We start from the raw sequence: 26,838 nt of genomic DNA, 5'->3' as shown, positions 1-26,838 counted from the left end.
ATGTATCTTTTATACAACTGTATCCTAGTTCTTTTATACCCGTTACTTCTGCTTACATCCCTTTTCATTCCAAAAGCTCGGGCTCATCTTGCCGCCCGAAAGGCTACACTACGAATGCTCTTGGAATTCCCTTTTGTTATAGGTACTCGCCAGGTAGTCTGGCTGCATGGTGCGTCTGTTGGCGAACTCGACCAGGCAAGGGCCATAGCAAAAATATTAAAAGAGAAACATCCAACTGTATTCATATTACAGTCGATTTTTTCTCAGAGTGTATCTGAAAGCCAACGTCAGGATGCTAATTTTGATATCTGCTTTCACTTACCATTTGATCTGCCTTTTGCGTATCAGAAGATCATTCAAAAGTATCGGCCAGAGATACTCATGATTCTTGCCTGGGATACCTGGCCGAATTTGATACGAGATTTAAAAAACTCCGGATCCAAAACATATCTCGCCTGTGCTTCATTATCTGAAAGCTCTGGCAGAACCAGAGGTTTCGGAAAATTTCTAACCAAATCTGTATTCAAATATCTAGACGGTATCTTTCCTTCCCACGAAATTTTATCCTCGACCTTTCTGCCGTTACTATCTGAAAATACAAAATTTGAAGTTCTTGGAGATTCAAGGTTTGATGCCGTATTAAACCGCATTGAAACAAACCATCCAAGCCCAAGATTTCAAAATTTTCTAAAGCTTTATACAAAAGAGATCTCAGAGAGTAAGCCCATTCTATTGGGCTCTACCTACCCGATCTGCGAATCGTATTTTCTCGATCATTTACAAAACAATTCTGATACAAAACAAAGCTATTGGATTTTTCCGCACAAATGGGAAGAACTAAGAATGAATGAGTTTGCCAATGCCTTGCAAAAAAAAGGAATCGTAACAAAATTCTCAGATCTTGTTGATGGTAACAAATCCTATCCAAGATTTTTACTCTTTGATGAGATGGGGATATTGGCTTTCGCGTATAAGTATGCACTCCTTGCTTATGTGGGCGGCGGATTTGAGCATAGAATACATAACACCATCGAGCCTGCAGCATTTGGACTAACATTGATTACCGGACCAAAAATAAACAATGCACCTGAAGCTATCGTAATGCAAAAGCTAGGCGGACTTTTCGTCTGCCAAGACAAAAGTGAGTTTAGTTCCCAATTGGTAAAATGCACTCAGAATGAAAAACATACTTCAGAAATTGGCGCAAAAAATAGAAAGTTTGTGCTGGAAAATAGAGGAGCATCAGAAAGGATTTACTTAAGAGTCTTTTCAGATGCACTTAGTTAAAGTTTCCGCCGTTTCACTCAATACGACACCCCTTGATTTTTCTGGGAATGTCAAAAAAATAATCCAAGCACTCTCCACGAATCAATGTAGAGATTCTGAATACATTCTTTTTCCTGAACTTTGTATTTCTGGGTATGGCTGCGAAGATAGCTTCTTTAAAGAATCCGTTTGGAAACGGTCATGGTTGGCACTTGAGTCTCTTCTGCCTTATACCAAAAATAAAGTCATCATTGTCGGTCTTGTCGTATTCCATGGTTCCTTTTTATATAATTGCGCGGCCGTACTTTCCAATGGTAAAATCATAGCGCTCATTCCAAAATTAAACCTTGCAAATACGGGCATTCATTATGAAAGACGGTGGTTTCATTCACCTAACGAATTTTTAGTGGACCAGTATATGCCTCATTACTCTGAGAACCAAACGGCCGTTCCCTTTGGTCATTTTCTTCTAGAAAAGGATGGTGTTAGATTCGGACTCGAAATTTGTGAGGACTCTTGGGTGACGAGGAGAGCCTCCCATTTTTACTCAGAACAAGGATTAGACATTCTCTTCTCGCCAGGTGCCTCTCATTTTTCCTTAGGCAAACGTGAGATTCGGCATCGTATCTTTCAAGAAACAAGTCGCACCAGTCAGATCATCACCGTCTTTACGAATCTTTGTGGGAATGAATCAGGCCGAGCCATTTTTGAAGGAGGGTCTTTTTTCTGTATGGATGGACGGGTAATCAAAGAAGGCCCGAGATTATTTTTTGGGGACTCACAAGTCACTTCTGCCGCTATTTCCTTATCCCAAGTGAGATCGCTTCGTGCTCGGGAAAAGAGGAGTCTGCCAACAAAAGATAGCTTATCGAAAATTCCGATCCTTCGTTTGCCATCCATAAACACAAACCCGATCCTTCTCGACCATAGGCAAAAAGAAGAGAGCCATTTTGATCTCCCTGCTGACCTAGAAAAAACTACGATCTTTAATGATTTCACTCGCGCAGTTTCCCTCGGATTGTATGATTATCTTCGAAAATCGAAAACGAAGGGATATACATTATCCTTGTCTGGCGGAGCTGATAGTGCCGCCTGTGCCCTGCTCGTCGATTCGATGAAACAAATAGCAAAAAAAGATGTTGGGGATTTTGTCTTCCACAACTTAAATATAGAAGAGTCGAAACTTCTCGTAACGCTCTATCAAAAAACTGAAAACAATTCTCCTCTTACCGAAAAAATTGCAAAACTTTTAACAGAAGAACTCGAAACGGAGCACCATTCCATTGCCATCGATGAATCTGTTTCCGTAGCCGTTCATCTCATCGAAACAACTTTACAAAAGAAACTGAGTTGGAAAACAGATGATCTTGCGTTACAAAATATACAGGCGCGTATTAGGTCCCCTCTTATATGGCTTCTCGCCAACCTCAATGGTCATCTATTAATCTCCACGGGAAACAGAAGCGAAGCAAGCGTAGGTTATACGACCATGGACGGTGACTCTTCTGGATCTCTCTGCCCTATCAGTGGAGTTAGTAAAGAATTCATTTTAAATTGGCTAGATGACATCCAGGCAGGAAATAATGCTTATATCTCGCCTAAAGAAAGTTTACGTTTGCTTCGTGAAACGAAACCCACGGCAGAGCTAAGGCCTCTTAGCGAAAAGCAAGAAGATGAAAAGGATCTTATGCCTTACCCACTTCTTCAGAAAATAGAACGTTATCTCGTATATCTTGGTATCGACGAGGAAGAGTGTTTGCTGAACCTAGTTACAGATTTTCCAAGCCTTACCAAAGACTACTTATCAACCCAGATTACCAGGTTCACAAAATTATTTGCCGCCGCCCAGTGGAAAAGAGAAAGGCTGCCGCCTTCCTTTCATTTAGATGAATATGGGTTAGATCCAAAATCTAGCTACCGTTATCCGATCTTATCTGGCGGATTTTAGTTTTTAAGGCTTTACACCAGCTCTTTGGTAGGCTGCGTTCATTTCCTTATCTACTTGTTCATTCTGAAATTTTATATTTGCCAATATTTCATTAAACTTTTTGTCCATTTCAGGATCATCGCCACCTTGGCTCTCGATCAGATAATTGATAATTTCCAATCTATCATTACCCTGCTTTTTTACATGATTATAATAGAACTGAATGTCCGCAGCACTGGCACTACCACCAAACACTGTGTTGGTTGCCTGAGATAATTTTTGATTGAACTGTTCTTGTTTGGCTTTCAGTTCAGGAGTTTGCCGACGAGGGATCAGATCATTTTCGGGAAAGAGATCGCGAAGTTCATCAAAGGATTCCATCGCCTCAGCAGGGTAAGGTTTTCCCGTTGCTGGATTGATCGGAATTTCCCCTTCCTGTCCGCTCGCAATTGCATTCTGCTCTTCTTCATACTTCATGGCCCCCGATTTATAATAATCTGAGTCGAAGATGGAATCAGCATCCTCTCCGCGAACCCCAAGCGGGTTTGCCGCTTTTCCCTCGCGTCCGCCGCCTTGCAATAAGTAGGACAGGGCCTTGGATTTTTGGTCTTTTTTGCGTTTTTCTTCTTCTCCTTCACCAGTAAAAGTGAGTAGTAAGATCACAAAAAATAAGGTTAAAAGTGCCAAAGATAGATAGAGTATTTTTTTTTGGATTCCCATAGATTGAATTCCTAAAATCTTGGGAGGGAAGCTTTTTTCAATGCGGCGCACCCTCCTTCATCCAATCTATCTGATCGGCTTTTCTTTTCTCTCTTTTTTTCAATGTGGGACGAATACAGACACACCTGTTGCCCCGTTTCTTTTTTTAATTCCCGCAGGAGTACCGCAGATTCTGGCTGTGGTGCCCATCAATAACAACATCACGGACACACTAGGCGTCAATCTGACCGATTATACGGCAAATCCACGCCCTGAGTTTCTCATCCGATACTATGTCACAAATAGGGAGTCGCAATTTTTGGGGTATAACCTCTACATTACGACAGCAACCCCTTCCATCATCCAAACTATTTCTGGAGAATGGCTAGAAGACGGTGTGCAGCCCAGTTTTCCGCACCTCCCGTTTCAGAATTCCACAGCTTCTGCAAATATCGTGACAAAACGGGTTCGTTACCAAATTCCGCCTCCAGGGACCTACCCTTTCCAAAAATGCCAGGTTTATAATTTCACTTTGCGGGCCTTCCTCGCCAATGGCCTCATCTCAAATCCTTCCGCTCCTGTTTCCATTTGCGCGGGCGGGTATGAAGCTGAAGGTCTTGCCGCTGGTGTTCCTCCTCTCTCGCTTTGTGCCGTCGGATCTGGATGCAATTCTGCCACCTGTTCTGTGGCCAATTGTTCCTCTCCGAGCTCTTGTCCCGTCGGTACGGCCTGCAATCCCTGTCTCATCTCTGGCAAGGAAACGCTGGGCTGCCCTTGTCCTTCAGGTGTAAAACAAGTAGGATGCAATTTCGTTGGCCCCTAGAACCGAGGCTGGAAAACTATATGTGGTAGCCACTCCCATTGGGAATGTGGGAGACATTACCGATCGGGCCAAAGAGACCTTAAATAGGGTGGATGCCATCCTCTGCGAATCTGCATCGGAAACGCGCAAACTCCTCCAAAAGCTAGGGATTTCAAAACAAACTTGGCCTCTGTATAAAGATTCCTCCGAAACACCATACCACTCTCTTCTAACAGGACTTGCCGAAGGGAAATCCTTTGCCTTAGTTTCTGATGCGGGCACACCAGGGATCTCTGATCCTGGCTCACACATTGTCCGCGTGGCTCGGGAAAAAGGTTTTACCATCGTGCCGATTCCGGGTGCTTCCGCCTTGAGCGCCATCCTTTCGGTCTCTGGATTTCAGGTAAATCCGACACTTTTTTTAGGATTTCTTTCAGAAAAGCCCTCTAAAAAACGAAAAGAATTAGAGGGGGCGGAAAAAATTGATGGTCTCATTGTTTTTTATGAATCGGTACATAAACTGCCCCGTCTTTACCCGCTGCTTACCGAGATTTTCCCCCATTCCGAGGTTCTTATGGGTAGAGAATTGACAAAATCCTTTGAGGAATTAAGATATTATCCAAATCCGAAGGCATTGCAGGAAAATCCGCCGAATGCAAAGGGTGAATTTGTATTTCTTATCAATCACAGAAAAAAAACGCTTAAGGGAATTTCTGAAGATACCGATACCTGAAGTAGTAAGAGGACAAATACCATGAACGTTGATAAAATAGGAAGAGTGGGTGGCTTTGGATACGAAACCAAAAAGACACCTGTACCTGCTAAATCAGAAACTACTGGTCCAGTAGATACCATTTCGATCTCTGATGCAGCGAAAAAAATAGCATCCGAAGCAAAATTGCAGGCAGAAGTAAAACAAATTGCGAAACAAATTGTTTCTATGCCGCCGGAAGAAGATAGAACAGAAAAAATAAAGGCTGTTAAAGAACGTTTGAAAAACGGAGAGTATGACAACCTATCAACAGAAATGTTAGATAAAATTTCTGATCAAATCGCGTCCACATTTCTCGGACAACAGTAATTAGGACCGGAGGTGGGGGGTCCTAAAGAATTGTCCTCTTGTTGGATGTTGTCACCTTTGTGTAGTTATATCTAGGGGAGTTGTATGCCAGTCCTGCCGGAATGGATCAACTTCCAGTTTCCTCCAAAAATCCACTTCGAAATCGATTGTGGTTACAAGCTCGGTTCCTTTGTTAAAAACATAGGTTCGAGGGTTGTGCTGATTGCGACTCAACGTGAGCTCGAAAATGCAGAAGAACTTTCCATCATCAAGACCAGTTTAGAAAAACACTCAGAAGGTGTTATCATTTATGACGATATCATAGACCGCGTTCATTATAAAGATTTAGATTCCACTGCGCATTTTTTACGAATCTCTAATGCAGACTGTGTAGTCGCGTATGGCTCTTTTGAATCGATTAACGCGGGCAAAGCCTCCGCATTACTTGCCACAAACGATCTATTTGCTGAAGAAATGATGAGTGGTAAAAAGCAACTCACAAAACGTGGTTTACCCTTAATTGTCGTACCGACCAAACCCCTACTTGGCAATGAGTGTTCTCCATTTTTTTCCGTCGTTGATGATAAAGACAAAAATAGAAAGTATTTTGCCCATGAATGGGCCTTTCCAGAATTAATCGTATCGGATCCAAAAATTGGTGCTGGTATGTCATCTTCGGAAACAGCAAAGACCGGCATTGCCATCCTTTCTGCAGCTGTTGATAGCATTCTTTCAAAGTATGCAAATGAAATCACGTCTTCAACGGCTCTAAGAGCCATAGAACTGATCTCCAAAAACATTGTTCCAGCTATCCGTGAGCCTAGGAACCTCGGACCCAAAAACTCAATTTATGCGGCAAGTCTACTGGCAGGTATTGCACAATCGACAAGCTCGCTAGGATTGTGTTATGCGCTCTCATTATCGGTAACGACCATCACGAATTTAGATATTTTCCAAGCCATGTCCATCCTTCTCCCTCACGTCATGGAATACAATCTAACCTCTTCCGCTGGTAAATATGTGATGATTGCCAGAGCTTTGGATGAGGACGTAACAAATATTTCTGTGATTGAAGCCGCCATCAAAGCGGTTGAAGGGATTCGAAAAATCTATCTAGAATTAAAAATTCCACAACGACTGTCTGAATATGAAGTTAAGAAAATTGATCTACCAGGCATTGCTACACTAGCAGCAACCTATCCGTTTCTAGACAGTTTACCGCGCGAACTTCCTAAAAATGAAATCGAAACGATTCTTGTTGCCGCGTTTTAGTTCAGAGGTTACGTCATGATCAAACTCACTGAATTTGAACTCCAACTTTTAGAAACATTTAGTTTGTCAGATAGAGATGCACGGAGACTCGATCGGGTGATCAATGATCTTTCGATAATCGTTGGTATGGATCCTAGTGAGATCTTTGATTTTATGAGATTTGGAATCGAACAAGAATTTACTGATTTAAAAATAGATTATAATTGGGAGAAGTTCCGAATCAAAATTCAGAGAAAATTAAAAAAATCAAATCCGCTTGATACATAAAGTTGGCAAAAATTATCATTTTTTACTCGCGAGTGCAAACTCGATCGCGAGAATCCAAAGTGAAATCAATCCATTTTACCCATTTTTAAAACAAAAACCACCCACACTACCCTCACTTTCAAGCGATCCACTTCTTGTTCCTACTTTTATTTACGATGTTTTATGGAATCGCGTAAAATTCAAATCGAAGTCCGCATTTTTACCGCCATACATACATTATACTGGTAAGGAGATTTCCTCAAATGCCAAACTCTCCGAGGAAGCTTTTTATCTAGACCAAAATGGGAATCCTGTAAAACAAATCTCTCAGCTTCCTTTTCCCGCTCCTTCTAAGATTCCATTTTTTTTACAATTAGAACAGAATCAAATCCTCCAAATGGGCGGGATCATAAGCAATGCGTCCGTGCAACTCAGCAAAACCAAACGATCAAAATATAAGTCTGCAAAATATTTATCCCTCAGAGACATCGTGAATCCAAATTTCTCTGAAGAGGAAGTTATAAAAAAAATTGAAACTCTCTACTTCGATAAAAAGAATAAAAATTATCTCTATCGACTGGTTAAAATATTATATTCAGGAAAAGCGGAAGAAGAATATAAAATCATATCTAACTTATTTGCTCACGAATTGGATTTTGCTAATTTCTTGAGCAAGAGCATGTTTTCGGTAGAAATCATTCCCCTGATCCATGGTCCTTTTCTACAAGAATTCATTACTAAATTTGATGAAAGATTGATTAAGTTTGCCTATCCGAAACTATCTCCCCCCGTTCGCAAAATGATCGAATCGTCCGTTTCCAAAAATAAACTCAAAATGATACTTAATGCGCCTGCCGCTGAACCAAAGCCAGGTGAAAGCCTTTTAGAAATGCTTGAAACAGAAGTCTACCGCAAATTTTCGAGAAACATATACTATGAGAACGGATCCATTTTTACGTATCGCGAGAGAGCCAATGAATGGGAAGAAGCAGTAAATATGAAATTTGAGGAGAGTAAAAAAGTAAACTTCTGGACTGAGGGTATAGCCTTACAATTTTACGGCTTAACACAGACGAAAATTTTTCTCAAAACCACCGAATGGATCGAAACCCTTCGTGTCGATTGGTTTTTATCGAAACGAGAATGGGAGCCTTATGAATTTCATAGACTCCCACCTGACTTGATTTTAGAGATACCTTTTTTTCCTACCGGTAAATTCGTGCTAGGCGGCGGTATTACGAGCGATCGGAAAACATTCGAAATGATTTTACAATGGTTTGAGTATTAACCAGTCGTCTTGACTCTGTCAATGGCCCAATTCCACTTTTTAATTTCCTCATTTCTTTCTGAATCTTTCATCTTTGGAGTAAATTCTGTATTTTTAGTCTCGAGCTTTTTTAAGGCGGCAACACTTTTATAAAATCCTCTTTCTAGCCCAGCAAGATATGCTGCACCTAGAACCGTCGTATCTACGTTTTGTGGTCTGATGACCTTCGTTCCTAATATATCAGACTGAAACTGCATGAGCCACGCATTAGAAGTTGCGCCACCATCGACCCTGAGAAATTTTAATGGCTTTCCCGTCTCTCGTTCCATCGCATGGGCAAGTTCATAGGATTGTAATGCTATGGCTTTTAATGCAGCCCTTGTGATTTGTGCTGGTGTCGTATCACGAGACAAGCCAAAGATGGCTCCTCGCGCTTCTTGATCCCAGTGCGGTGCTCCAAGTCCTGCAAAAGCGGGCACAAAAACGATGTCGTCTTTGGTTTTAATCGCCTTCACTAGCTTCTCTGAATCCTTCGAAGCATTAAAAAACTCTAGATTGTCGCGTAAAAACTGAACAACCGCTCCGCCTATAAAAACAGATCCTTCTAAACAATAAACCGTTTTGCCTTCTGGCCCAAGTGCAAGAGTGGTAATCAAACCTTGGTTAGAGATTCTAAATTCGTCTCCTACATTAAAGAGAAAAAAGCATCCAGTGCCGTAAGTATTTTTTGCCTCACCGGGCTCTGTACAAAGCTGGCCAAAGAGAGCTCCTTGCTGGTCACCCACAAGCGAAGAAATCGGTATGCCATCAGGAAGAGATTTTACTTTGGAAGTGAATCCAAAAAGATTTCTCGAATTGTAAGCTTCGGGCAACATGGATTTTGGAACTCGTAAGATTTGACAAAGTTCCTCATCCCATTCTTTCGTTTGGATATTGAAGAGGAGTGTACGAGACGCATTGGTATGGTCAGTTTTATGTTCTTTATGCCCTGTTAACTTATAAAGCAACCAAGTGTCAATTGTGCCAAACATCAATTCTTCTCGTTCTGCTTTCGCACGTGCTCCCTTTACATTGTCAAGAATCCATTGGATTTTTGTTCCAGAAAAATAGGCATCTACGACAAGACCAGTTTTGTTACGAAATGTGCCTTCTAGACTTTGATTTTTGAGTTCCTTACATATATCAGAGGTTCTGCGGCATTGCCAAACTATGGCTTTATAAATCGGCTTACCTGTTTTTTTGTCCCATACAACTGAAGTTTCACGTTGATTTGTAATGCCAATAGCGACGGCTTCCTTTGGATTTAATTTTCCTTTGCGGATGGCTGTTCCAATTAACTTTTGGGTTTTTGACCAGATTTCTTCTGCATCATGTTCCACCCAACCTGGTTTTGGATAATATTGCTTAAACTCTTCATAAGCAGAGGATATCACCTTACCCTTGTCATCAAAACAAAAAGTTCGTATCCCCGTTGTGCCTGCATCAATTCCAATGATGTATGATTTTTTTGCCATTTAAATCTCCAATTCTAAATTTTCGTGTGCCATAATGATTTCTAATTTTCCGTGCGGATCAAACATCTCTTTGTATTTTAATGCACGCAAATAGACCAGATCTAACTTTTCATCATCATAAGAAGGATCGTGATGAAACATAACTAATTTTTTAACTTTTGCCTTCAAGGCAATATCTGTAGCGATAGATGCCGAACTATGACCCCAGTCAATTTTTTGCAAAGATTCTTCAAATGTATATTGAGTGTCGAAAATTAAAACATCCGCATCTTTAAAATAATCAATGTAGGTATCTATATTTTCCATTTCATCTAAATTGAACTCAGCATCGGAAGCAAAAATAATAGATTTCCCATTTTCTGTAAAACGATAGGAAAAACTCCCTCCGGGATGCCTAACCGATTTACTAATCGCAGTTATATGTGGACCCAATTTAAACTCTTCGCCTTCAGGAATGTATGTGAATGTTTTTTCAGCGGAATAATGGTCAAATGAGACGGGGAAATGGGTAAAAACGAATTGGTGTTTCAATCTATCTTCTACATCTTCAAACGATGAGACAAATTCAAATTTATTTGTGGGAATAAAAAGTGGGACAAAAAATGGAATCCCTTGGATATGATCCCAGTGTGTATGAGTTAAAATCCAATGCGCATTTCCCTTTGACTTTCCAAATCCAGAAGCCATCATCGAATTTCCTAACTCACGCAGACCAGTACCGCCGTCAATGATGATGAGATTGTCCTCTTTGTCTCGAATTTCGAGGCAGGTCGTATTGCCTCCGTAAGTTGAAGAAGCTGAAAAACTGAGTGAATTTAAAAATTTATGAATGCTCTGTTCATTTTGAATGTCTGTAGGTCTGACAAGAGAGAGAATCTTTTCAATCTTTTGTTTTACGCCTTCCGGTCGTATTGGTGAACCAATGGATCCTCGAACTCCCCAGAATTTAATTTTCATTGGTCTTTTTCTAGAATCCTTTTTCGAAAAATCAAACGTTTTTTGGTTGATCCAAGTGGATTCTGCCCGCAATCGTAACTGTAGTTATGTTTGAATTTCATATTGTTAAAAACAACCAAAGTGCTACAGTTCATTTTGTAGGAAATCTTTCCGTGAAAGACACAGCCAAAGTAAAGTCAGAACTAATACAATTGAGAGATTCTGGCATAAATGTGCTCACCTTTGACTTTGCAGAACTTTCTTACCTTGATTCATCTGGAATCGGCATCTTACTACATGCATATACCTGGACCAAAGAGAAACAAGGTTCGATTCGAATCATCAATATGTCCAAAGAAATTCGTCCCATCTTTCAAATTTCAAACCTGATAGATGTCTTTAATGTCGAATAGACTAAACTCGCAATTCTTGAATCGTATGTATCAGAAAAGAAATAATCCCAGAAAATACGTAAAATCCGACGGCACCATATAAAAAGTACGGCCATCTGTAAAAGCCGACAGCTAACACAAGTATAGTGAGACCACCTAAAACAATCGCTATTTTTTTCCAACTGAACTTTCCACGAATTGCAACCTGAGGTTTAGAATACCTGAGCGTAGAAACCATCAGCAAAGCAGTTAGCACGAAAAAGAGGATGATGAGCGGAGTCGAAACTTGATCTGCATGAAAGACTAGCGGGAATATACCAACGGTCACTCCTGCAACTGGAGACGGCAGACCTTGGAAGCAAGTCGGATCATGTACTACATTGAACCTGGCAAGACGATAGGCTGCGCATATAGGAAAAATCGCCGCAATGAGCATTCCCACAGGGAAAAATTCTGGCCTTCCGAATAAATCCATTTTGTATTCATCTAAGAACATCTTGTAAGTTAGAAAGCCTGGAGCAATGCCAAAGGTTGTTAAATCTGCCAAACTATCAAGATCGGCACCAAGTTCCGTAGTTGCATCAAGAGCCCTTGCTGCCATTCCATCAAAACCGTCAAATAACGCGGCCAAGATGATAAATACTCCAGAAAGTGCAAATAGATCATTTGGATTTGAAGAGTTTAGACCGACTTCTGATGCTATCAGCATGGAAACGAAACCGAGAGTCAAGTTTCCAAGTGTTAATGTGTTGGGAATCCAAGCTAATTTCTTTTTCATAAGTTTCATTTTGTCAATTTTCGTTTAGGAGATACAAGGAAATCAATCGGAGCCGTCTCCCCTGCCTTCCAAAGGTAGTATCCAAGACAGGCTACCATCGCTCCGTTGTCTGTGCAGTAAATTTTTTTCCGCGGAAAAAAAGAAGACCATTTTTCTTTTTTGGCCTTCTCCTCTATCCTCTGGCGTAAGGTTTCATTGGCAAGCACACCTCCTGCAAAGATGACGTTGCGGATGCCCGTTTTGAGGATCGCTTTATTCACATTTCGAAGGACTAGCTCGAAGGCGGAATTCTGAAAATCGTAACAAATTTGTGAGACATTTAAAGCTTCCTGATTCCCTTTGATGTGATACATGACAGCGGTTTTTAATCCGCTAAACGAAAAGCCGATTTGATCGGGCCCCGCCTCTTTCAGTAATTTCGGAAAAAGGGATTGATGCGGTGTTTTGGCAACATAACCATTCGCTTCTTTTTCTATAAAAGGTCCGCCAGGATACGGCAGATTAAGGAGAGAACTCACCTTATCGAAGGCTTCTCCTAAGGCATCATCCATGGTATCTCCGATGAGCTCGAGTTTTCCAAAACCATGGTAGATGTAAATCGAGGAATTTCCTCCTGAAAGCAAAACACCAAGTGACGGAAACGTGGGGAGATTCCCCTCAAGGGCAAGAACGGAGAGATGAGCCTCTAGGTGGTTTACAGGAATGATGGGCAATCGATGTACGAGTGCAATGCACCTGGCAAGGGAGGCGCCAATCAAGAGCGAGCCCATAAGACCCGGGTGAGAGGTGACCGATACATAACTCAAATCTTTAAAATCTAGGTTTGCCTCAACGAGGGCCATTTCCAATAGAGGATTGATTTTCTCTAAATGAGCTCTTGAAGCTAGTTCAGGCACCACACCTCTGTAGGGTGCATGATTTTCAATTTGGCTATGAATCTTGAGGGAGATTAATTTTTCGCCGTCCTCAACAATGGCTAACGAAGTTTCATCGCAACTTGATTCAATTCCAAGACCGTAGGCCATGGATTATTTTTTTTTCGTGAGTAGGCTGATCGCCTCTTTTAGTTGCAGGTCTAGATCTACATTTGGTTTGGATGCAACATTCGTAGATCGTAATTCATTAAACAGGTAAAGACGAATGACAGGTTCGGAAACCGATAGTTTCTCTTGATTGAGCAGCTCTTGAAAGTCTTTCACTGCCGTTTCATTATATTCGGAATGTTCGGTGAAAAAGGAGCGTAACTTGGTCTTTTTTTGCAGCTTATCAAAAGCATACCTTTCGTCATCGGTAGCATTGATCGCTTGCACGACAGCGTCTGGAGTGATGCCTTTCCCGTGAATGGATTTTCCCGATGGAGTAAAGTACTTTTGTATTGTGATCGCTACACCTGTCTTATGCGAAAGAGGGAAAATGGACTGAACCGATCCCTTTCCAAAACTTTGAGTTCCAACAACCTTAGCACGACCGTTATCTTGTAAGGCACCTGCTAAGATTTCAGAAGCACTTGCGGAGCCTCCGTTAACCAGGATTGCCACAGGAATGTCTATAAATTTTGGACCAGATTTGTCTGATCGAAATGTTTTCACAAGCACGCCACCACGCCCTCGAACAGAAAGAATCTCCATATTGGAAGGAAGAAATAGATCTGCCAGTTCCACTGCTAGATCCACAAGACCACCTGGATTCATTCGAAGATCGACAACAATGTGTTTGGCGCCCGCATCGACTAATTTTTGCAATTGGTTTGCGAATTCTTTTCCCGTAGACTCTCTTCCCATAAACTGGGCCAGTTTGATATAACCAGTATTTGACTCTGGTAAATAGGCAGACCGAATGTATTGAATTTTTATCAGTTCTCGGATTAAATTGACAGAAAATGGATCCTTGATCCCTTTTCTCTCGATTTTCAAAGAGATCGAAGAACCTACCTCTCCGCGCATCATGTTGATGGAATCAGAAAGAGATACATTTTTAACCACCTTACCATCAATCTCAGTGATTCTATCTTGCGGGAGCAGACCTGCCTTCCATGCGGGAGTCCCTTCGAGAGGAGCAATGATGACAAATGCTCCCTCTTGAAAGCTCACTTCTACGCCTATCCCGCCAAATGTTCCTTTGGTCTCATTTTGTAATTCTTGGTATTCGTCTTTATCCAAAAATCTAGTATGTGGGTCACCTAAGCTCTGCAAGGCTCCCTGAATGGCTCCGATATAAACCTTTTTATCTTCAGCAGGCTCTACAAAATCGTTTTCTATGTAAGCCACAACCTCATGTAAAACTTGGAGGTAGGCCTCACCTTCTGCTGAAATTGCTTTTGCTTTTTCGGTTGGTGAAAATACGATAAAAGTAAATAGAAAAAAAACTAGGGTGAACCAAAGGATACGTTCTTTCATTTTCATGGGGATTAATTTCCGTAGATAGACTCGAAGAGAGAGGGATTTTTTTCTTTCAGATAGGATTTTGCTTTTTCAGTTGGCAGACGGTAGACTTCGCATGCTTCCTCAAATAAGGCCTGGTCCGATGGAGCGGGTGTATTCACATCGCTCGTGATTCCTGTTTGGACGCGAGCGGAGGCAAAACGCTCCAGGACACGTTTCATATCATATTCAGTAATGGATTCTTTTTTGGGACTACAAGAGACCGCAAAAAAAAGGAGAGCAAGACTACATACACCGATGAGGTGTCGGAGGGAAAAAAAAAGCATACCCTAAAACCTTGCCCTGAGAGGCAGGAACGGTCAATCAGTAAATTCGATAGAGTCCGATCAGCTTACCTATGATCATGGCCTTCTTTGTTTTAATGGGCTTTAATCTGGCATTTCTCGGTTCCAAACGGATGTGGTCTGTTTCTTTATAGAAGACTTTTAAGGTCGCTTCGTTCTCAATGAGAGCTACTACGATCTCACCGTTTCGCGCGGAATCTTTCTTTTGGATGATGGCAATGTCGCCGTCACTAATCCCGGCTTCGATCATGGAGTCTCCCTTTACGCGGAGAGCAAAGGTTCCCGGCTTGGTAGCCAAATCATCGGGAACTGCGATGTATTCTTCAATGTTTTCTTCTGCGAGAATGGGAGATCCAGCGGCTACTTGACCAAGTAGCGGGATGCCGGAAGCGCGCACGAGCAAGGCTTCATCTTGGTTTCCTTTCAGAAGTTCGATGGCGCGACTTTGATTTTTAGACGTCCGGATGTAGCCCTTTTTTTCGACTGCCTTGAGGTGGTCATAGGCGCCCTTCGCCGTGATGCCGAATTGATCACCGATTTCCCGAATCGTGGGTGGAAACCCTTTCTCTCTAACGGTATCAGTGATGTATTGCAAAACGAGTTCTTGCTTTTCGGTCAAATCCTTCATACTTAACAGAAGAATAGGAAATGTATGTTACGTCAATCAAAAATTATAGCTTTAGATACTCACTCTTTAAAACAAAAGAACCATCCTTCACGATGGCATCACTCGGATCTGTGCCACTCACGATCTCAACCCAATTCTCATAGCCCTTTCCTAATATCACTTTTTTAGCTGTAAAGGAAGCATCGACATTGCGAACGAAAACAAAATTTTCTCCTTCGATCTTGTGCACACAATCAGTAGGAACTACTTTGATTTTATTCAAATTGTTTTCAGCGATCATACCTTTCACAGTAGCGGTTACACTTTGTCCGGGTCTCAATTTGCCGTTAGCATTTCTTACTTCCAAACGAATCTCTGCGGTCTTCTTCACAGGATCAATGACTTCGGAAACATAGGATACGACTGCCTTGAGGGAATCGTCAATGGTTGCACCAATCGGAACTACTTTTGCCTCATTTCCTTTGCGAATACTATTTAAATCTTTCTCAAATACATCTAGATTGATCCATAAAACAGAAAGATCAGCCACGGTGAACAAATTGTCTCTCGCATTTACACTTTGACCAATGATGGCCTCCCTTACGGTCACAGAACCAGAGATAGGCGTTCTAATATAAAGATTCTTAGAATTATACTTACCTGCTTCTAAATTTGTAATCTCAGCATCATTTAAGCCTAAATTTTCTAAGGCGTTTCTACTCGTTTCCATTTCTGCTTTTACGGACTTATAATCCATTAGCGACATCTCATATTCTTTTGCGGATGTGACCTTTTTTTCATATAGCTCTTTTGCCCGATCCGCTTGGACTTTTAGTGCCTCTAGTCTCGCTCTCGCTTTTAGATAATTTGCTTCCGTTGTTCCCAATTCGACAGACTGCAGGGAAGCAAGTGGTGTCCCTTTTTTAACTCTATCTCCTTCTTTGACAAAGACAGAGAGTATCCGTCCATTGACTCGAGAGCCAACTTTTGCCACATTATTCATGTCATACGAAACCGTTCCAGGGAGCTGAAGCTCTTCTTCCACTGCCCTTTCCTCAAGGTAAACAACTGAGAAGGGATGGTTTTTTTGGATTTCTTCTGAGATTCTAAACCGAGATTTATCCTCAGAAAGACTTTCTGTTTTCTTGTTACCAGCGAAAAACTTCGAGTATCCGAAGTAGCCGATACTTAACAGTAATACACCGATACTGACATTCTTGATTAGGGATGATTTTAAAAGAGATTGTTTCATTGTTTTACCTATAAATCTGACGCGTCCATTTTTCCAACGGAGGCTCTAAATGCTTCCAAGGCATTGTAGTAAAGATATGTGATTTCATAATAGCTTCTCAAAACGTTTAGATAGTTCTTCTCAGCTTCCAAAAAAGTTACAAGATTCGAAGCACCACGTATATAGGCAAGCCTGGACTTTTCCTGTACTTCTTTATTTTTATCTAAAAGATTGAATTGTTTGTATTCTAATAATTGTGACTCGCGTGCCTGCAATTCTTTGATAGATGCAGAAATTTCTGTAATGATCTCATTTCGTTTTGCTTCGACTTCAAATGCAAATTTCTTATGAGACTCTTCATATTTTAAAATTTCACCTTGTTTTCTGTCAAATAATGCAAGAGGAGTCGAAGCATAAACGCCTGTTACATGCTCGGTTCCTTTATTCAAATATTCGATACCGAAAGTTAAGGCAGGGATAGCCTCTCTCCTTTTTAGTTCGATATTCATACGTTCTCTTTGCTGGCGAATTTTTAAAGCAACGAGATCGGGTCTATTTTCTACGTTAAAATCTTGCAGATCGATTCCAAATTCCTTAGTTGAGATAAACTTAAGACGTCCTTTCACTTTTAATGGAACATTCGCATCCGCAATACCGATCAAGACACGTAAGTTTTTGACAACTTGTTCTCGTAGAATTCTTGCGTTTCTGTATTCTCGATCAATCTGAATGCGCTCTAGAGTCAGCCTATCATATTCTAGAAATGAGATATCCCCCTTTTCTGCTCGGAGCTTTGTGAGATCCAAGAGGTCTTGGTAATTTTCTAAGAATTCCTTTTGGTAATGGATCTGTTCTGTCACATACAGGTAAGTCCAATAATTTTGTCTCAATCGAAGCCGAAACAGTCGATCAAAATCATTAAACCCCGCGATTGTTGCCATAAACTCTTGTTTGGCTACTTTTTCTCTTTGTGGAATCACTCCACTCACATCAAAAGGTTGGTTGTAGATGACTGAGGTTTCTGGAAGACCTGTTCCCGAATTGACGCGTGCACCCATAAACTGCTGTTGCATATTCAAAATGGGGTTATAGTATAGACTTGCAGTGATGACATCACCTCTTGCCATCCCTATATTTTGTTTCTCTCGTAAATACAAGGGATTGCTACTCACAGCAAATTCTTCTAATTCATTTACATTCCAATCCGAATAGAAATCTGGCGATATCGAATCCTCGACTGGATACGAAGAGTTACTACCAATGGATCTATTCTCTGGCTCATCGGCAGCAATCGTTGCAAATGAGACAAGAATAAGAAAGTGAAAAAGAGTTAGAAAATATTTCATCATACCGTCACAAACTTCTTAATGTAATCCTCGATACCGAACTGAATCACGCGCAGAGCTTCTTCCCGTCCATACACTTCTGTGATCTCCACAGTTCCCGTGGAGGGAGAATTTGGATCAAGTTTATAAGTTAAAAAATAATGATGGAGTTTATTGATGAGAGCTTTGGGCGCTTCTTCAATTTCTTTCATCAGTCCAAAAACTTCGTCACCTTTTAACACAGCAATGATCTTATCATCTGCTTCCCCTTTATCAATCATGCGTAGTCCACCAATTGGAATCACTGATAGAATCGTATTTCCATGATTGATAGGACTTGCACTTAACACGCATATATCGATAGGATCTCCATCACCTTGGATGTCATCGCGGCCAACCACCTTTGCACAATGTTTACCAGACGCATCACCAGAATAGGTTCTTGGGATAAACCCATAGAGCGTCGGTGAACGGTTGCTATATTTTTGAGGTCGGTCAACGCGGATAAAGCCAGAAGCCTTATCAATTTCATATTTCACTGGGTCTTGAGGCGTCAGTTCTATAAATACATCTAGCTCATCAGGAGCCTTCGGCCCAAGTTCGAGTCCATGCCATGGGTGTGCTACGTAATAGTTTGGTTTCATGATTTATCCTTCTTTTTTTTCGCAGGTTTATCCTGCAGTTTCACTGATTCTAAATGGCTTTCTGATTCTTCCAATCCTTCATTTTGAAATTTTTTCATTTCCAAAAGAAAGTATTCGTTCATCTTCTTTTCTCGTTCGAATTGCCTTTTTTCCTGCCTTTGGGCCAGTTTTACTAAAAATTCAAACGCAATGGGTAGTAAAAACCGAGAGAGGATGGTTGCCACGAGAACTCCTCCCATCACCACAGTGGCGAGGGGTCTTTGTACTTCCGCACCTGCGGAAGAAGCAATGGCCATTGGTAAAAATCCAATGATCGCTACAAGCTCTGTGGTCGCTACCGCCCTGAGTGTATAGACAGCTGCATCTACTACTGCCTTACTGGCGTCTTTTGTTACCTTGAGCTGGTCTTTTAAAGCCGAGGCATACACAACTCCATTGAGTACGGAAATACCCGCAGCGGCTATGAAACCCACTCCCGCAGGAATCGAGAAAGGCAAACCTCTGAGCACAAGGGATAAAATCCCACCAGAGAGAGAGAGTGGAACCAGCATAAACACACCTAACGCGTAGTAAACACTTCCGAAGGCAATAAAAAGCATCACAAAAATAATCGCTCCCGCTATAGGGATAACGAGACCGAGCCTTGCTTTGGCACGAGTGAAGTTTTCAAACTGCCCACCCCAATCGACAAAATAACCTTCTGGAAGATTTTTTTCGATGGATTCCGTTTCTTTTTGGACAGCATTCACAAAACCGATCATGTCCCTACCACGAACGTTCACCTCGACAAGGATTCTTCGTTTCAATCCTTCATGGTAGAGCGCTGCGGGACCTTCTGTCATGACGATGTTTGTTACCTGACCTAAGGGAACGGTTCCACCTAACTGAGTCATCACAGGGACATTTTCGATGACATCAATGTCCCGGACATCCGCATCAAGCCTCACAATCAAATCAAAACGTTTATAGCCTTCATATACCTTGCCCGCATTAAAACCAACCCTTAACGTTTCTATCGTCGTAAGAACTTCTTCTGCCCGAACACCATACCGGGCCATATTTTGGCGATTCATCTTGATTTCTAAAAGAGGAAGCCCGAGCAATTTCTGTACACGAAGGTCCGCTGCCCCTGGAATTTTTTTGATGCGGCCCGCATAATTATCTGCGATTGATTTTAAAGTTTTGAGATCATCACCGTAAATCTTAATCACGATATCGCCCTTGGAGCCTGAAAGTAAAGCATTGACCCTATTTTCAATGGGCTGCGACAAACTAACGTAAGATGAGGGGACATTCGCATTGATGGATTTTTTGAATAGCTCCATGAGCTGCTCTCTATCTTTCGTATTCACCCACTCTTTTTTAGGCTTCAACTTCACCATAGATTCGCCTTCCTCAGATCCGATGGGTTCAGCCGCCGATTCCCCGCGACCTTGTTTGGAGACAACGGAAATCACTTCAGGGAATTTTAAGAGGGTCTTTTCAATTTCCAAATTTAGATCGCGCGAGTGATTGATGGCTGTGGAAGGTAATCGTTTGATATCGACAGCAATTTCACCTTCATCAATTCTTGGTAAAAATTCAGAACCAAGAGTGCCCGCGACTAGAAAAGAAAATAAGACCAAACCTAAGCCAATCAAGGCGAACTGTTTTTTGAAAGCCATTCCATAGGTTAATACTTCTGCGTATCTATGTTGGAATTTTTCCCAAAAGGCTGACTCATGTAACAGTGGCTTTTTGTATATGAGGGTCATGAGTGCTGGAAAAGTGGTAATCGAATAGAGGAGAGCTGCACCCAAGGCAAAGGCAACGGTAATCGCCATCGGACGAAACATTCGACCCTCTACGCCTTCGAGAGTCATGAGTGGTAAATAAACTAAAAGGATGATACCAACACTAAAAGCAGAAGCACGCACGACCTTGATACAGGATTCCATGATCACTTCTTCGATCCCATCTTCCATATCTTGGGCAGAAGTTTTTTGCAGTAAAAAATTCTTACGAACGATAAACCCATGTAAGGTGGACTCGAGCATCACAATAGAGCCATCTACAAGCAACCCAAAGTCAAGCGCTCCAAGAGACATCAAGTTACCAACGATTCCAAAAACATTCATGAAAATGGTAGCAATGAGCATGGACACAGGGATGGCAAGAGCAACAGCGATCGCACCTTTTACCGTTCCAAGTGTCAAAATCAGACAGACAAGAACTATGATGGCAGCCTCTACTAAATTTGTAAAAACGGTGGAAAGTGTTCGTCCTATGAATTCGGAACGATCATAATAGACTTCAATCTTCATACCCGGAGGTAAGCGACTTTCAATCTCCTTCATTTTTACTTTGACTCGGCTAACAACTTCGAGGGAATTGCTACCCATAAGCATCATGGCAGTGCCACTCACCACTTCCCGTTTTCCATTTTTTGTCGCCAAACCGAATCTGAGAGCAGCTCCCGTTTCGACTTTAGCAATTTGGCCAAGAGTGATAGGAATCCCATCTTTGGATGTGCGCACAGAAAGTTGGCTGATGTCTTCTACAGATTTGAATTGGCTTTCTCCGCGAATGACAAATTGTTCCTCACCCTTTTGGATGTAACCACCACCTAAGTTAATATTGGCGCCTTCTAAGGCTTCCGTAATGTGTGAAAGTGTGAGGTTTAAAGATAATAACCTTCTTGGGTCAATTTTGATTTGGAACTGTTTGGCATCCCCACCCACAACGTTTACATCTATGATCCCCTTAACAGATCTTAGCTGCCTTGCCACTTCCCATTCCATTGTTGTGCGGAGTTCTTCTGGCGTATGTGTTTCCGATACTAAAACAAATTCGTAAATATCACCAAGTCCCGTAGATATGGGCGAGAGTTCAGGCCTTCCATACGACTTCGGAATAAAGTTCTCGGCCTGTTTTAGCCTTTCGTTTACGAGTTGTCTGGCAAAATAGATGTCGGTTCCATCCTCAAAAATCACAGTCACGGAACTCACACCTGTCCGCGAAATGGACCTAATTTCTGTGACGCGAGGCATCCCATTGAACTCTAACTCTACTGGATACGTGATGAATTGTTCTACTTCCAAAGGAGAAAGACCAGGCACTGAGGTAACGGCAGAAACTTGAACGTTTGTGACATCCGGGATGGCATCGATTGAGAGATGCATAGCATTGTAAAAGCCTACTATGGTGAGGACTGCCGTAATCACGAGAACCGTAGCTCTTTTTTGTATGGAGAATTGAATGATTTTTTCTAACATGAAACCAAATGCCTTTACCTATCGAATCACAACTTAACCTACTTCTGCCGTTTCCAACAGAATATGAAGCAAGAATTAGACCAATGTAGGCGGAGGTAAGCTAAGAAGGTGAAAAATTAGGATAAAAGAAGAAAAAAGGTGATTTCGTTCCGCAGGAAAAATTTCCGCATCCTTTTTGCTCGTCAGGGCAAAGGAAGAAGGAAAACATATGCGAAAGGAAATCTGGTCCTGCTTTTTGTTTTGGATGGAAAGAACTCTTGTCGTTTCTTCCAATTCATAGGACTGGTATTGATGAGAAAGATCTTCTAAGGGAGAAACGAAGCGGTCATCTACGATGTTCACATTGATGAAAATCGCTAAAATGATGAGAAATACCGAATGTGACAGTTTCTTGTAATCCAAAAAGGAACGCCCTAATCCATATTGAAATGCCAAACCTCTGTTTCAATAGGAAAACGTTAGAAAAGCGCACTTTTTTTTAAATTCTAACCTCATCCTTTCGTAACTCTGTTGCCAAAGAAGAGTCAAAGACGACCCTATCCCATAGTTATGAAAGATGAATCCATTGATACGATCATAAACGATGACATCAGTTTTCGAGGCACGTTATCCTTTAACCAAACACTTAAGATCAAAGGCCAGTTTAAGGGCACGATTGCCTCGGCAGGCAGACTGATCATCGATGAAACGGGAGACGTAGAAGCCGATGTGGAAGTAGGCTCACTTCTAGTCCTCGGAAATCTCAAAGGCAATGTGGAAGCAAAAGAAAAGGTAGAACTAAAGAAACCAGGCAAGATCGTTGGGGACATTAAATCGCCAGGCCTGGAAGTTGAGTTTGGTTCCAAAATCATTGGCAATTGCATCATGTAACTAGGGTTCTCTTCGGACCCTCTCCTTCCGAAATCCGAGCTCGTGTCTCTTCGAAGAAGCCTCTGCTTAGATACTTCGTTGATACGCGTGAGGAGTTAAAAAAACTTCCTCCTCATGAATTTTTAGCTACGAGTTTTGCCTTCCTTCATTCCCCATACCTCCTACCAGACATGCAAGAGACAGTGGACTGTCTTCTCTACGCAAAAGCAAATCATAAGTCTCACATCCTACTTTACGGAGATCGGGACACCGATGGAGTCTCCTCGACTTGTCTTCTGGCTCTTTTTTTAAAATCTCATCCCGCCTTTCGGGAGTTAACAATCTCTGTACAAACTTCCTCCGACAGCGATCCGTATGGACTCTGTCCCGAAGCAGTCACAAAAATTAAAAAAATCAAACCTGATATCTTGATCACCTTGGATTTTGGATCCTCCCAAGCAGATGAGATTGAAGAGCTGACTCGTTTGGGAATCCAAGTCATCGTACTTGACCATCACGAAATACCTGCTCGCATTCCTGCAAATACCTTTTTGATCAGCCCGCGACGAGAGGATTCAAAGTATCCGGAAAAAAAAATATGTACCTCGGTGATTTCCTTTAAACTCATTCATGCACTTCTCTTTCGGATGAGTGAAGAATACAACCGAGTGTATCAAGTAGAAGAGGATGGTAGGAACGTTTTTTTTCTAAACGGATGCATGATAGAGGAATCTCAAATCGGACAGAACGAACGAATCCCGTTTAAAAATGAGCTACTCCTTCCCAAACAGGAATCTCCTGATGATTCGGCGCGTTTGGTTTTCTACCATCAAAATGCTAAGATAGAAAATCTACTGGAAACTTTATCACTCGAAGTCGATCTTTCAGGAATAGGTACGATCACTGATATGATGCCACTCACTGGAGAAAATCGGATGATTGTCAAGTTGGCAATTCGTAGTCTCCGCCATTGTTTAGATCCAAAAACGAATAGTAAAAGGTATGGGACCATTGCCCTTCTCAAAAAACTGAACCTCTCCCTTGAGAAACTCTCGACAAAGGATTTGGGTTGGTCTATTGGTCCTGCTTTAAATGCCGCTGGCCGAATGGGAAAAACAGAAGAAGCCGTTAAGCTTTTGTTAAGTGAAGATGAAATAACCGCGGACAAAAGAGCAGCTGATCTCCTGCAGATCAATGAAGATAGAAAGGAAAGAACCAAAAGAAACGTTGATCGCATGGAGCGTTATTTTGCGAGAAAGCCGGAGAGGACAGAAAAACCAGTCATCTATTGTTATGAACCAGATATGGAGCCCGGAGTGAGTGGAATCGTCGCAACAAAGATGGCAAATGAGTATAAAAAGCCAGCAATCTTTGTGACTCCTGATCATGGTGATGCGAGAGGTTCGATCCGAGCTTATGGAAAAGAAAATGCACTCGATCTATTAAACTCACTTTCACATTTATTCCTACACTTTGGTGGTCACCCCGAAGCCGCTGGCTTCTCTATTTCTTTAAACAATCTACCTACCTTTGAAAAAGAATTATATGAAAAAGCAGAACTTTGGTTAAATGCGAAATCAACATCGATTGATTATGATTTTAAAACCGATCTTACTGTGTTACCATCGGAATTAAACGATCAGTTGTTTAAAGAATGGAAAGATCTAGAGCCTTTCGGACAAGGAAATCCCGATATCAAATTAGGATTAAAGGATGTAAAACCTTTCCACTTAACACCTCTTAGTGGGGGAAAGCATATTAAATTTCACTGCATGGGTAGCGGTTCATTAAAATATATGATATGGAACAAAGGGGAAGAGTTTCAGATTCTCACTTCCTCAGTAGATACGATTGATATCATAGGCAGCTTAGAGACAAACACGTTTCGGGGAAAGACCACCCTACAGTTTATGGTAGAGTGGTTTGGACAAGCGGAGCGAGCTTAGATTAATTTACCGAGAGTAGTTTTTCATCTACGTAAACAGGAACCCAGCCACTGTTATCTTTAAAATAACGTACAGCTTTGATCCGCTTCTTTTCATCAAGAGTAAACCAGTGGTTGGTATTTTGAGGGATTGAGATAAAATCTCCCGTTGCCACATGCACTTCAAATTTTTCACCCTCAATGATAAATCCAAAAACTCCCGATCCATCAATGATGTATCTTACCTCTTCATCTGTATGGTAATGCAATTTATCAAATTTCGCGAGCATATCTGAAATTCCTGGAACTTCATCATGTAACACGACTAAGTCTCTTGCTTGGTAATGGTATTTTTCTTTTAACTCTTCGAAACGGTACTGTAATCCGGTTAGAACGGATTCCTTTTCCGCATCGTTCAATCCTTTTTGATTCAAAAGGGTTTGCAAAGATTCCGGCGTGGCAAAGCTGTCATAGGAGAGACCCTTTTTATTTAAAAATTCTTTGATCTGAGACGTATTGTTTAATGTCTCCGTCTTACGTATCACAATTGCCATGGTGTACCTCGCTTCGAAGAAAAGACAACGCCCCTCTTCCTAACTATTTGCCAGGAAAAGGGAAGAACTGTCCTCCGACAATAAGAATTCGCTATTACGAATTGATTTCTGCTATAGTGAAATTTATAAAAAAGCGCCAGGTTGGAAAACAAGCCAGCCTGCAATCATCAAGACAAGGGAAAGAGAAACCACGATTACGATGCCAAAATTTGGATTGATCTCCTCACCTAGCGCAATTTCACCTAACTCTGATTTCATGTAGGATTGGATGGTAATTTTCATATAATAATAAAAGCCAAGTGCTGAATTGGCAACTGCCCCAAAGAGAATGACCCTATGGAATAAAGAATCTGATTCTGCAATTTTTTGTAGCAAAAACAATTTGGCCCAAAAACCTGCGAGTGGTGGAAATCCCGCAAAAGAAAGAAAGAGGACCGAGAGAGCAACAGCCGTTAGAGGGAATTTGGCACTCAGATGAGAGATCGAATCTAATGTGAGGATGGCCTTTCCATTTTCTAAATGTGTGATGATCGCAAAAGCTCCCAAATTCATGACTGCATAAATCACGAGGTAATACAGGGCTTCTAAATTTGCGCCACAGGCAATACCGGCACAGATATAACCAGCATGGGAAATGGAGGAATAGGCAAGGAGTCGTTTCAAATTTTCCTGTCTGAGCGCAATCAAATTGCCCCAAGTCATAGAAAGGAGAGAGATCCCCCCTACCAAATATTTCCAAACTTCTCCTGCCTGACCCGCTGGAATGTGCTGGAATAAAACAAGAAGTAAACCCATCGCAGCTGCTTTTCCAGCCGATGCCATAAAACCCGTAATGGGTGTCTGGGAACCTTCGTAGACATCTGGGGTCCAGGAATGAAAAGGTACAAGTGCTGCCTTAAAAAATATACCGATGAGAAGCAAACCAAAACCTAACTTAGAATAATTAGATTCATATCCCTCTAAAAAAAGCCCCCGTAGAACACCATCAAGATTTGTTGTTCCAGATCCGCCATAGAGAAATGCAATTCCAAGCAGCATAAAACCAGAGCTAAAAACACCTAACAAGAAGTACTTCATGGCGGATTCTAATGAGTATATAGAATCCCTCGTCATTCCGATCATGATATAAAGACTCAGTGAAAAAATTTCGAGTCCCACGAAAATGACGATTAGGTCATATCCGCTTGTTAAAAACATCATCCCCGTGATGGCAAAAAGTAGGAGGGCAAAAAATTCAGGAAAGAGCGATTTGTGTGCTTTCAGCGCGCGAGGTGCGACAAACAAGGTCGCGATACCAGAGATGATATAGATAGCATTCAACCAGACAGAAAGTGGACTGATCGAGACTTGGGATAAAAAATACTTACCGTAACCAGGCGAAGTCGTTACATACCAAAGGGAAAAAAGGGAGCCGATGAGTCCAAGAAGGCAGAGCGTCCACAAAGGAATTGTTTCCTCTTTATCTGGAATCAAAAACTGAAGGAACAGTAACAAGATCCCGGTTCCCGAAAGAACCAACATCGGGAGGATGGAGAAAACATCGTTTAGATTGGGAATGTATGACAT

General features: G+C 41.6%; 26 protein-coding genes. 11 read left to right on the top strand and 15 right to left on the bottom strand.

The annotated features are described in order from the left end of the window. Together EHQ58_RS12780 and nadE are read left to right on the top strand one after the other, a co-directional pair. On the top strand, positions 1–1,287 hold the full coding sequence (locus EHQ58_RS12780; RefSeq protein WP_135624261.1) for a 3-deoxy-D-manno-octulosonic acid transferase: 1,287 nt from the start codon (positions 1–3) through the stop codon (positions 1,285–1,287). Beyond that, entirely contained in the window at positions 1,274–3,214 is a 1,941-nt protein-coding gene (gene nadE / locus EHQ58_RS12775; protein WP_135624260.1) for an NAD(+) synthase, read from the top strand. Before EHQ58_RS12780 ends, nadE begins: the two co-directional genes overlap by 14 nt. Positions 3,215–3,217: 3 nt before the next feature. Here the strand turns inward: nadE and EHQ58_RS12770 are convergent, their stop codons facing one another. Further along, entirely contained in the window at positions 3,218–3,913 is a 696-nt protein-coding gene (locus EHQ58_RS12770; RefSeq protein WP_135624259.1) for an LIC_20245 family lipoprotein, read from the bottom strand. A gap of 40 nt (positions 3,914–3,953) precedes the next feature. Here EHQ58_RS12770 and EHQ58_RS12765 point away from each other — a divergent pair, with 40 nt between their 5' ends. The 6 genes from EHQ58_RS12765 to EHQ58_RS12740 all read left to right on the top strand — a co-directional run bounded on the left by EHQ58_RS12765 (position 3,954) and on the right by EHQ58_RS12740 (position 8,560). Next, a complete protein-coding gene (locus EHQ58_RS12765) occupies positions 3,954–4,715 on the top strand; it encodes an LIC11073 family putative lipoprotein (protein ID WP_135624258.1) in 762 nt (253 codons plus the stop codon). Continuing rightward, positions 4,705–5,427 carry a 16S rRNA (cytidine(1402)-2'-O)-methyltransferase gene (gene rsmI, locus EHQ58_RS12760; RefSeq protein ID WP_135624257.1) on the top strand — a complete coding sequence of 241 codons (723 nt, stop codon included), beginning with the start codon at positions 4,705–4,707 and terminating at the stop codon, positions 5,425–5,427. The genes EHQ58_RS12765 and rsmI overlap by 11 nt, the downstream gene beginning before the upstream one ends. A gap of 21 nt (positions 5,428–5,448) precedes the next feature. Then, positions 5,449–5,775, top strand: a complete 327-nt coding sequence (locus EHQ58_RS12755; RefSeq protein ID WP_135624256.1) for a flagellar biosynthesis anti-sigma factor FlgM — start codon at positions 5,449–5,451, stop codon at positions 5,773–5,775. Between the two features lie 84 nt (positions 5,776–5,859). Next, positions 5,860–7,026, top strand: coding sequence for an iron-containing alcohol dehydrogenase (locus EHQ58_RS12750; protein ID WP_135624255.1), 1,167 nt, complete (start codon positions 5,860–5,862; stop codon positions 7,024–7,026). A gap of 15 nt (positions 7,027–7,041) precedes the next feature. Beyond that, positions 7,042–7,293, top strand: a complete 252-nt coding sequence (locus EHQ58_RS12745) for a hypothetical protein (RefSeq protein WP_135624254.1) — start codon at positions 7,042–7,044, stop codon at positions 7,291–7,293. After that, positions 7,283–8,560, top strand: coding sequence for a flagellar motor switch protein FliG (locus EHQ58_RS12740; protein ID WP_246047350.1), 1,278 nt, complete (start codon positions 7,283–7,285; stop codon positions 8,558–8,560). The genes EHQ58_RS12745 and EHQ58_RS12740 overlap by 11 nt, the downstream gene beginning before the upstream one ends. Here EHQ58_RS12740 and glpK read toward each other — a convergent pair. Both glpK and EHQ58_RS12730 read right to left on the bottom strand, forming a co-directional pair. After that, positions 8,557–10,053 (bottom strand): glycerol kinase GlpK, encoded by a 1,497-nt coding sequence (glpK, locus tag EHQ58_RS12735; RefSeq protein WP_135624253.1) that lies wholly within the window; start codon positions 10,051–10,053, stop codon positions 8,557–8,559. The genes EHQ58_RS12740 and glpK overlap by 4 nt on opposite strands. Continuing rightward, positions 10,054–11,010, bottom strand: coding sequence for an MBL fold metallo-hydrolase (locus EHQ58_RS12730; protein WP_135624252.1), 957 nt, complete (start codon positions 11,008–11,010; stop codon positions 10,054–10,056). It abuts the gene before it with no gap. Between the two features lie 86 nt (positions 11,011–11,096). Here EHQ58_RS12730 and EHQ58_RS12725 point away from each other — a divergent pair, with 86 nt between their 5' ends. Further along, entirely contained in the window at positions 11,097–11,402 is a 306-nt protein-coding gene (locus tag EHQ58_RS12725; protein ID WP_135624251.1) for an STAS domain-containing protein, read from the top strand. A gap of 1 nt (position 11,403) precedes the next feature. Here EHQ58_RS12725 and EHQ58_RS12720 read toward each other — a convergent pair whose 3' ends face one another. The 10 genes from EHQ58_RS12720 to EHQ58_RS12675 form a co-directional block, all read right to left on the bottom strand. After that, complete coding sequence (locus EHQ58_RS12720; protein WP_135624250.1) at positions 11,404–12,159, bottom strand: CDP-alcohol phosphatidyltransferase family protein; 756 nt, start codon at positions 12,157–12,159, stop codon at positions 11,404–11,406. A gap of 5 nt (positions 12,160–12,164) precedes the next feature. Continuing rightward, positions 12,165–13,184, bottom strand: coding sequence for a tRNA (adenosine(37)-N6)-threonylcarbamoyltransferase complex transferase subunit TsaD (gene tsaD, locus EHQ58_RS12715; RefSeq protein ID WP_135624249.1), 1,020 nt, complete (start codon positions 13,182–13,184; stop codon positions 12,165–12,167). 3 nt (positions 13,185–13,187) lie between these two features. Further along, positions 13,188–14,561, bottom strand: coding sequence for a S41 family peptidase (locus EHQ58_RS12710; protein WP_135624248.1), 1,374 nt, complete (start codon positions 14,559–14,561; stop codon positions 13,188–13,190). A gap of 5 nt (positions 14,562–14,566) precedes the next feature. Continuing rightward, entirely contained in the window at positions 14,567–14,866 is a 300-nt protein-coding gene (locus EHQ58_RS12705) for an LA_1448 family UV-C exposure upregulated protein (RefSeq protein WP_135624247.1), read from the bottom strand. Between the two features lie 37 nt (positions 14,867–14,903). Then, positions 14,904–15,512 carry a transcriptional repressor LexA gene (lexA, locus tag EHQ58_RS12700; protein WP_135624246.1) on the bottom strand — a complete coding sequence of 203 codons (609 nt, stop codon included), beginning with the start codon at positions 15,510–15,512 and terminating at the stop codon, positions 14,904–14,906. A 43-nt stretch (positions 15,513–15,555) separates the two neighbouring features. Next, positions 15,556–16,743, bottom strand: a complete 1,188-nt coding sequence (locus EHQ58_RS12695) for an efflux RND transporter periplasmic adaptor subunit (RefSeq protein WP_135624245.1) — start codon at positions 16,741–16,743, stop codon at positions 15,556–15,558. Between the two features lie 8 nt (positions 16,744–16,751). After that, positions 16,752–18,068: a TolC family protein gene (locus tag EHQ58_RS12690; protein WP_135624315.1), complete on the bottom strand. Its 1,317-nt coding sequence runs from the start codon at positions 18,066–18,068 to the stop codon at positions 16,752–16,754. After that, a complete protein-coding gene (locus EHQ58_RS12685; RefSeq protein ID WP_135624244.1) occupies positions 18,068–18,691 on the bottom strand; it encodes an inorganic pyrophosphatase in 624 nt (207 codons plus the stop codon). Before EHQ58_RS12685 ends, EHQ58_RS12690 begins: the two co-directional genes overlap by 1 nt. Then, positions 18,688–21,945, bottom strand: a complete 3,258-nt coding sequence (locus EHQ58_RS12680; protein ID WP_135624243.1) for an efflux RND transporter permease subunit — start codon at positions 21,943–21,945, stop codon at positions 18,688–18,690. The genes EHQ58_RS12685 and EHQ58_RS12680 overlap by 4 nt, the downstream gene beginning before the upstream one ends. 75 nt (positions 21,946–22,020) lie before the next feature. Further along, a complete protein-coding gene (locus tag EHQ58_RS12675; RefSeq protein ID WP_135624242.1) occupies positions 22,021–22,347 on the bottom strand; it encodes a hypothetical protein in 327 nt (108 codons plus the stop codon). A gap of 147 nt (positions 22,348–22,494) precedes the next feature. Between EHQ58_RS12675 and EHQ58_RS12670 the strand changes: the two genes are divergently transcribed. Together EHQ58_RS12670 and recJ are read left to right on the top strand one after the other, a co-directional pair. After that, positions 22,495–22,815: a bactofilin family protein gene (locus EHQ58_RS12670; protein WP_135624241.1), complete on the top strand. Its 321-nt coding sequence runs from the start codon at positions 22,495–22,497 to the stop codon at positions 22,813–22,815. Then, positions 22,803–24,740 carry a single-stranded-DNA-specific exonuclease RecJ gene (recJ, locus tag EHQ58_RS12665; RefSeq protein ID WP_135624240.1) on the top strand — a complete coding sequence of 646 codons (1,938 nt, stop codon included), beginning with the start codon at positions 22,803–22,805 and terminating at the stop codon, positions 24,738–24,740. The genes EHQ58_RS12670 and recJ overlap by 13 nt, the downstream gene beginning before the upstream one ends. Before the next feature lies 1 nt (position 24,741). Here the strand turns inward: recJ and EHQ58_RS12660 are convergent, their stop codons facing one another. Together EHQ58_RS12660 and EHQ58_RS12655 are read right to left on the bottom strand one after the other, a co-directional pair. After that, the gene (locus EHQ58_RS12660; protein ID WP_135624239.1) at positions 24,742–25,272 is read right to left on the bottom strand and encodes a cupin domain-containing protein; all 531 of its coding nucleotides are present in this window, start codon (positions 25,270–25,272) and stop codon (positions 24,742–24,744) included. A gap of 123 nt (positions 25,273–25,395) precedes the next feature. Further along, entirely contained in the window at positions 25,396–26,838 is a 1,443-nt protein-coding gene (locus EHQ58_RS12655) for an NADH-quinone oxidoreductase subunit N (protein WP_135624238.1), read from the bottom strand.

Origin of the sequence: Leptospira ognonensis (assembly GCF_004770745.1) — a bacterium.
Classification (GTDB): Bacteria; Spirochaetota; Leptospiria; order Leptospirales; family Leptospiraceae; genus Leptospira_A; species Leptospira_A ognonensis.
Note: the sequence above shows the minus strand (reverse complement) of the source record. Positions and strands in the feature narration are given on the sequence as shown.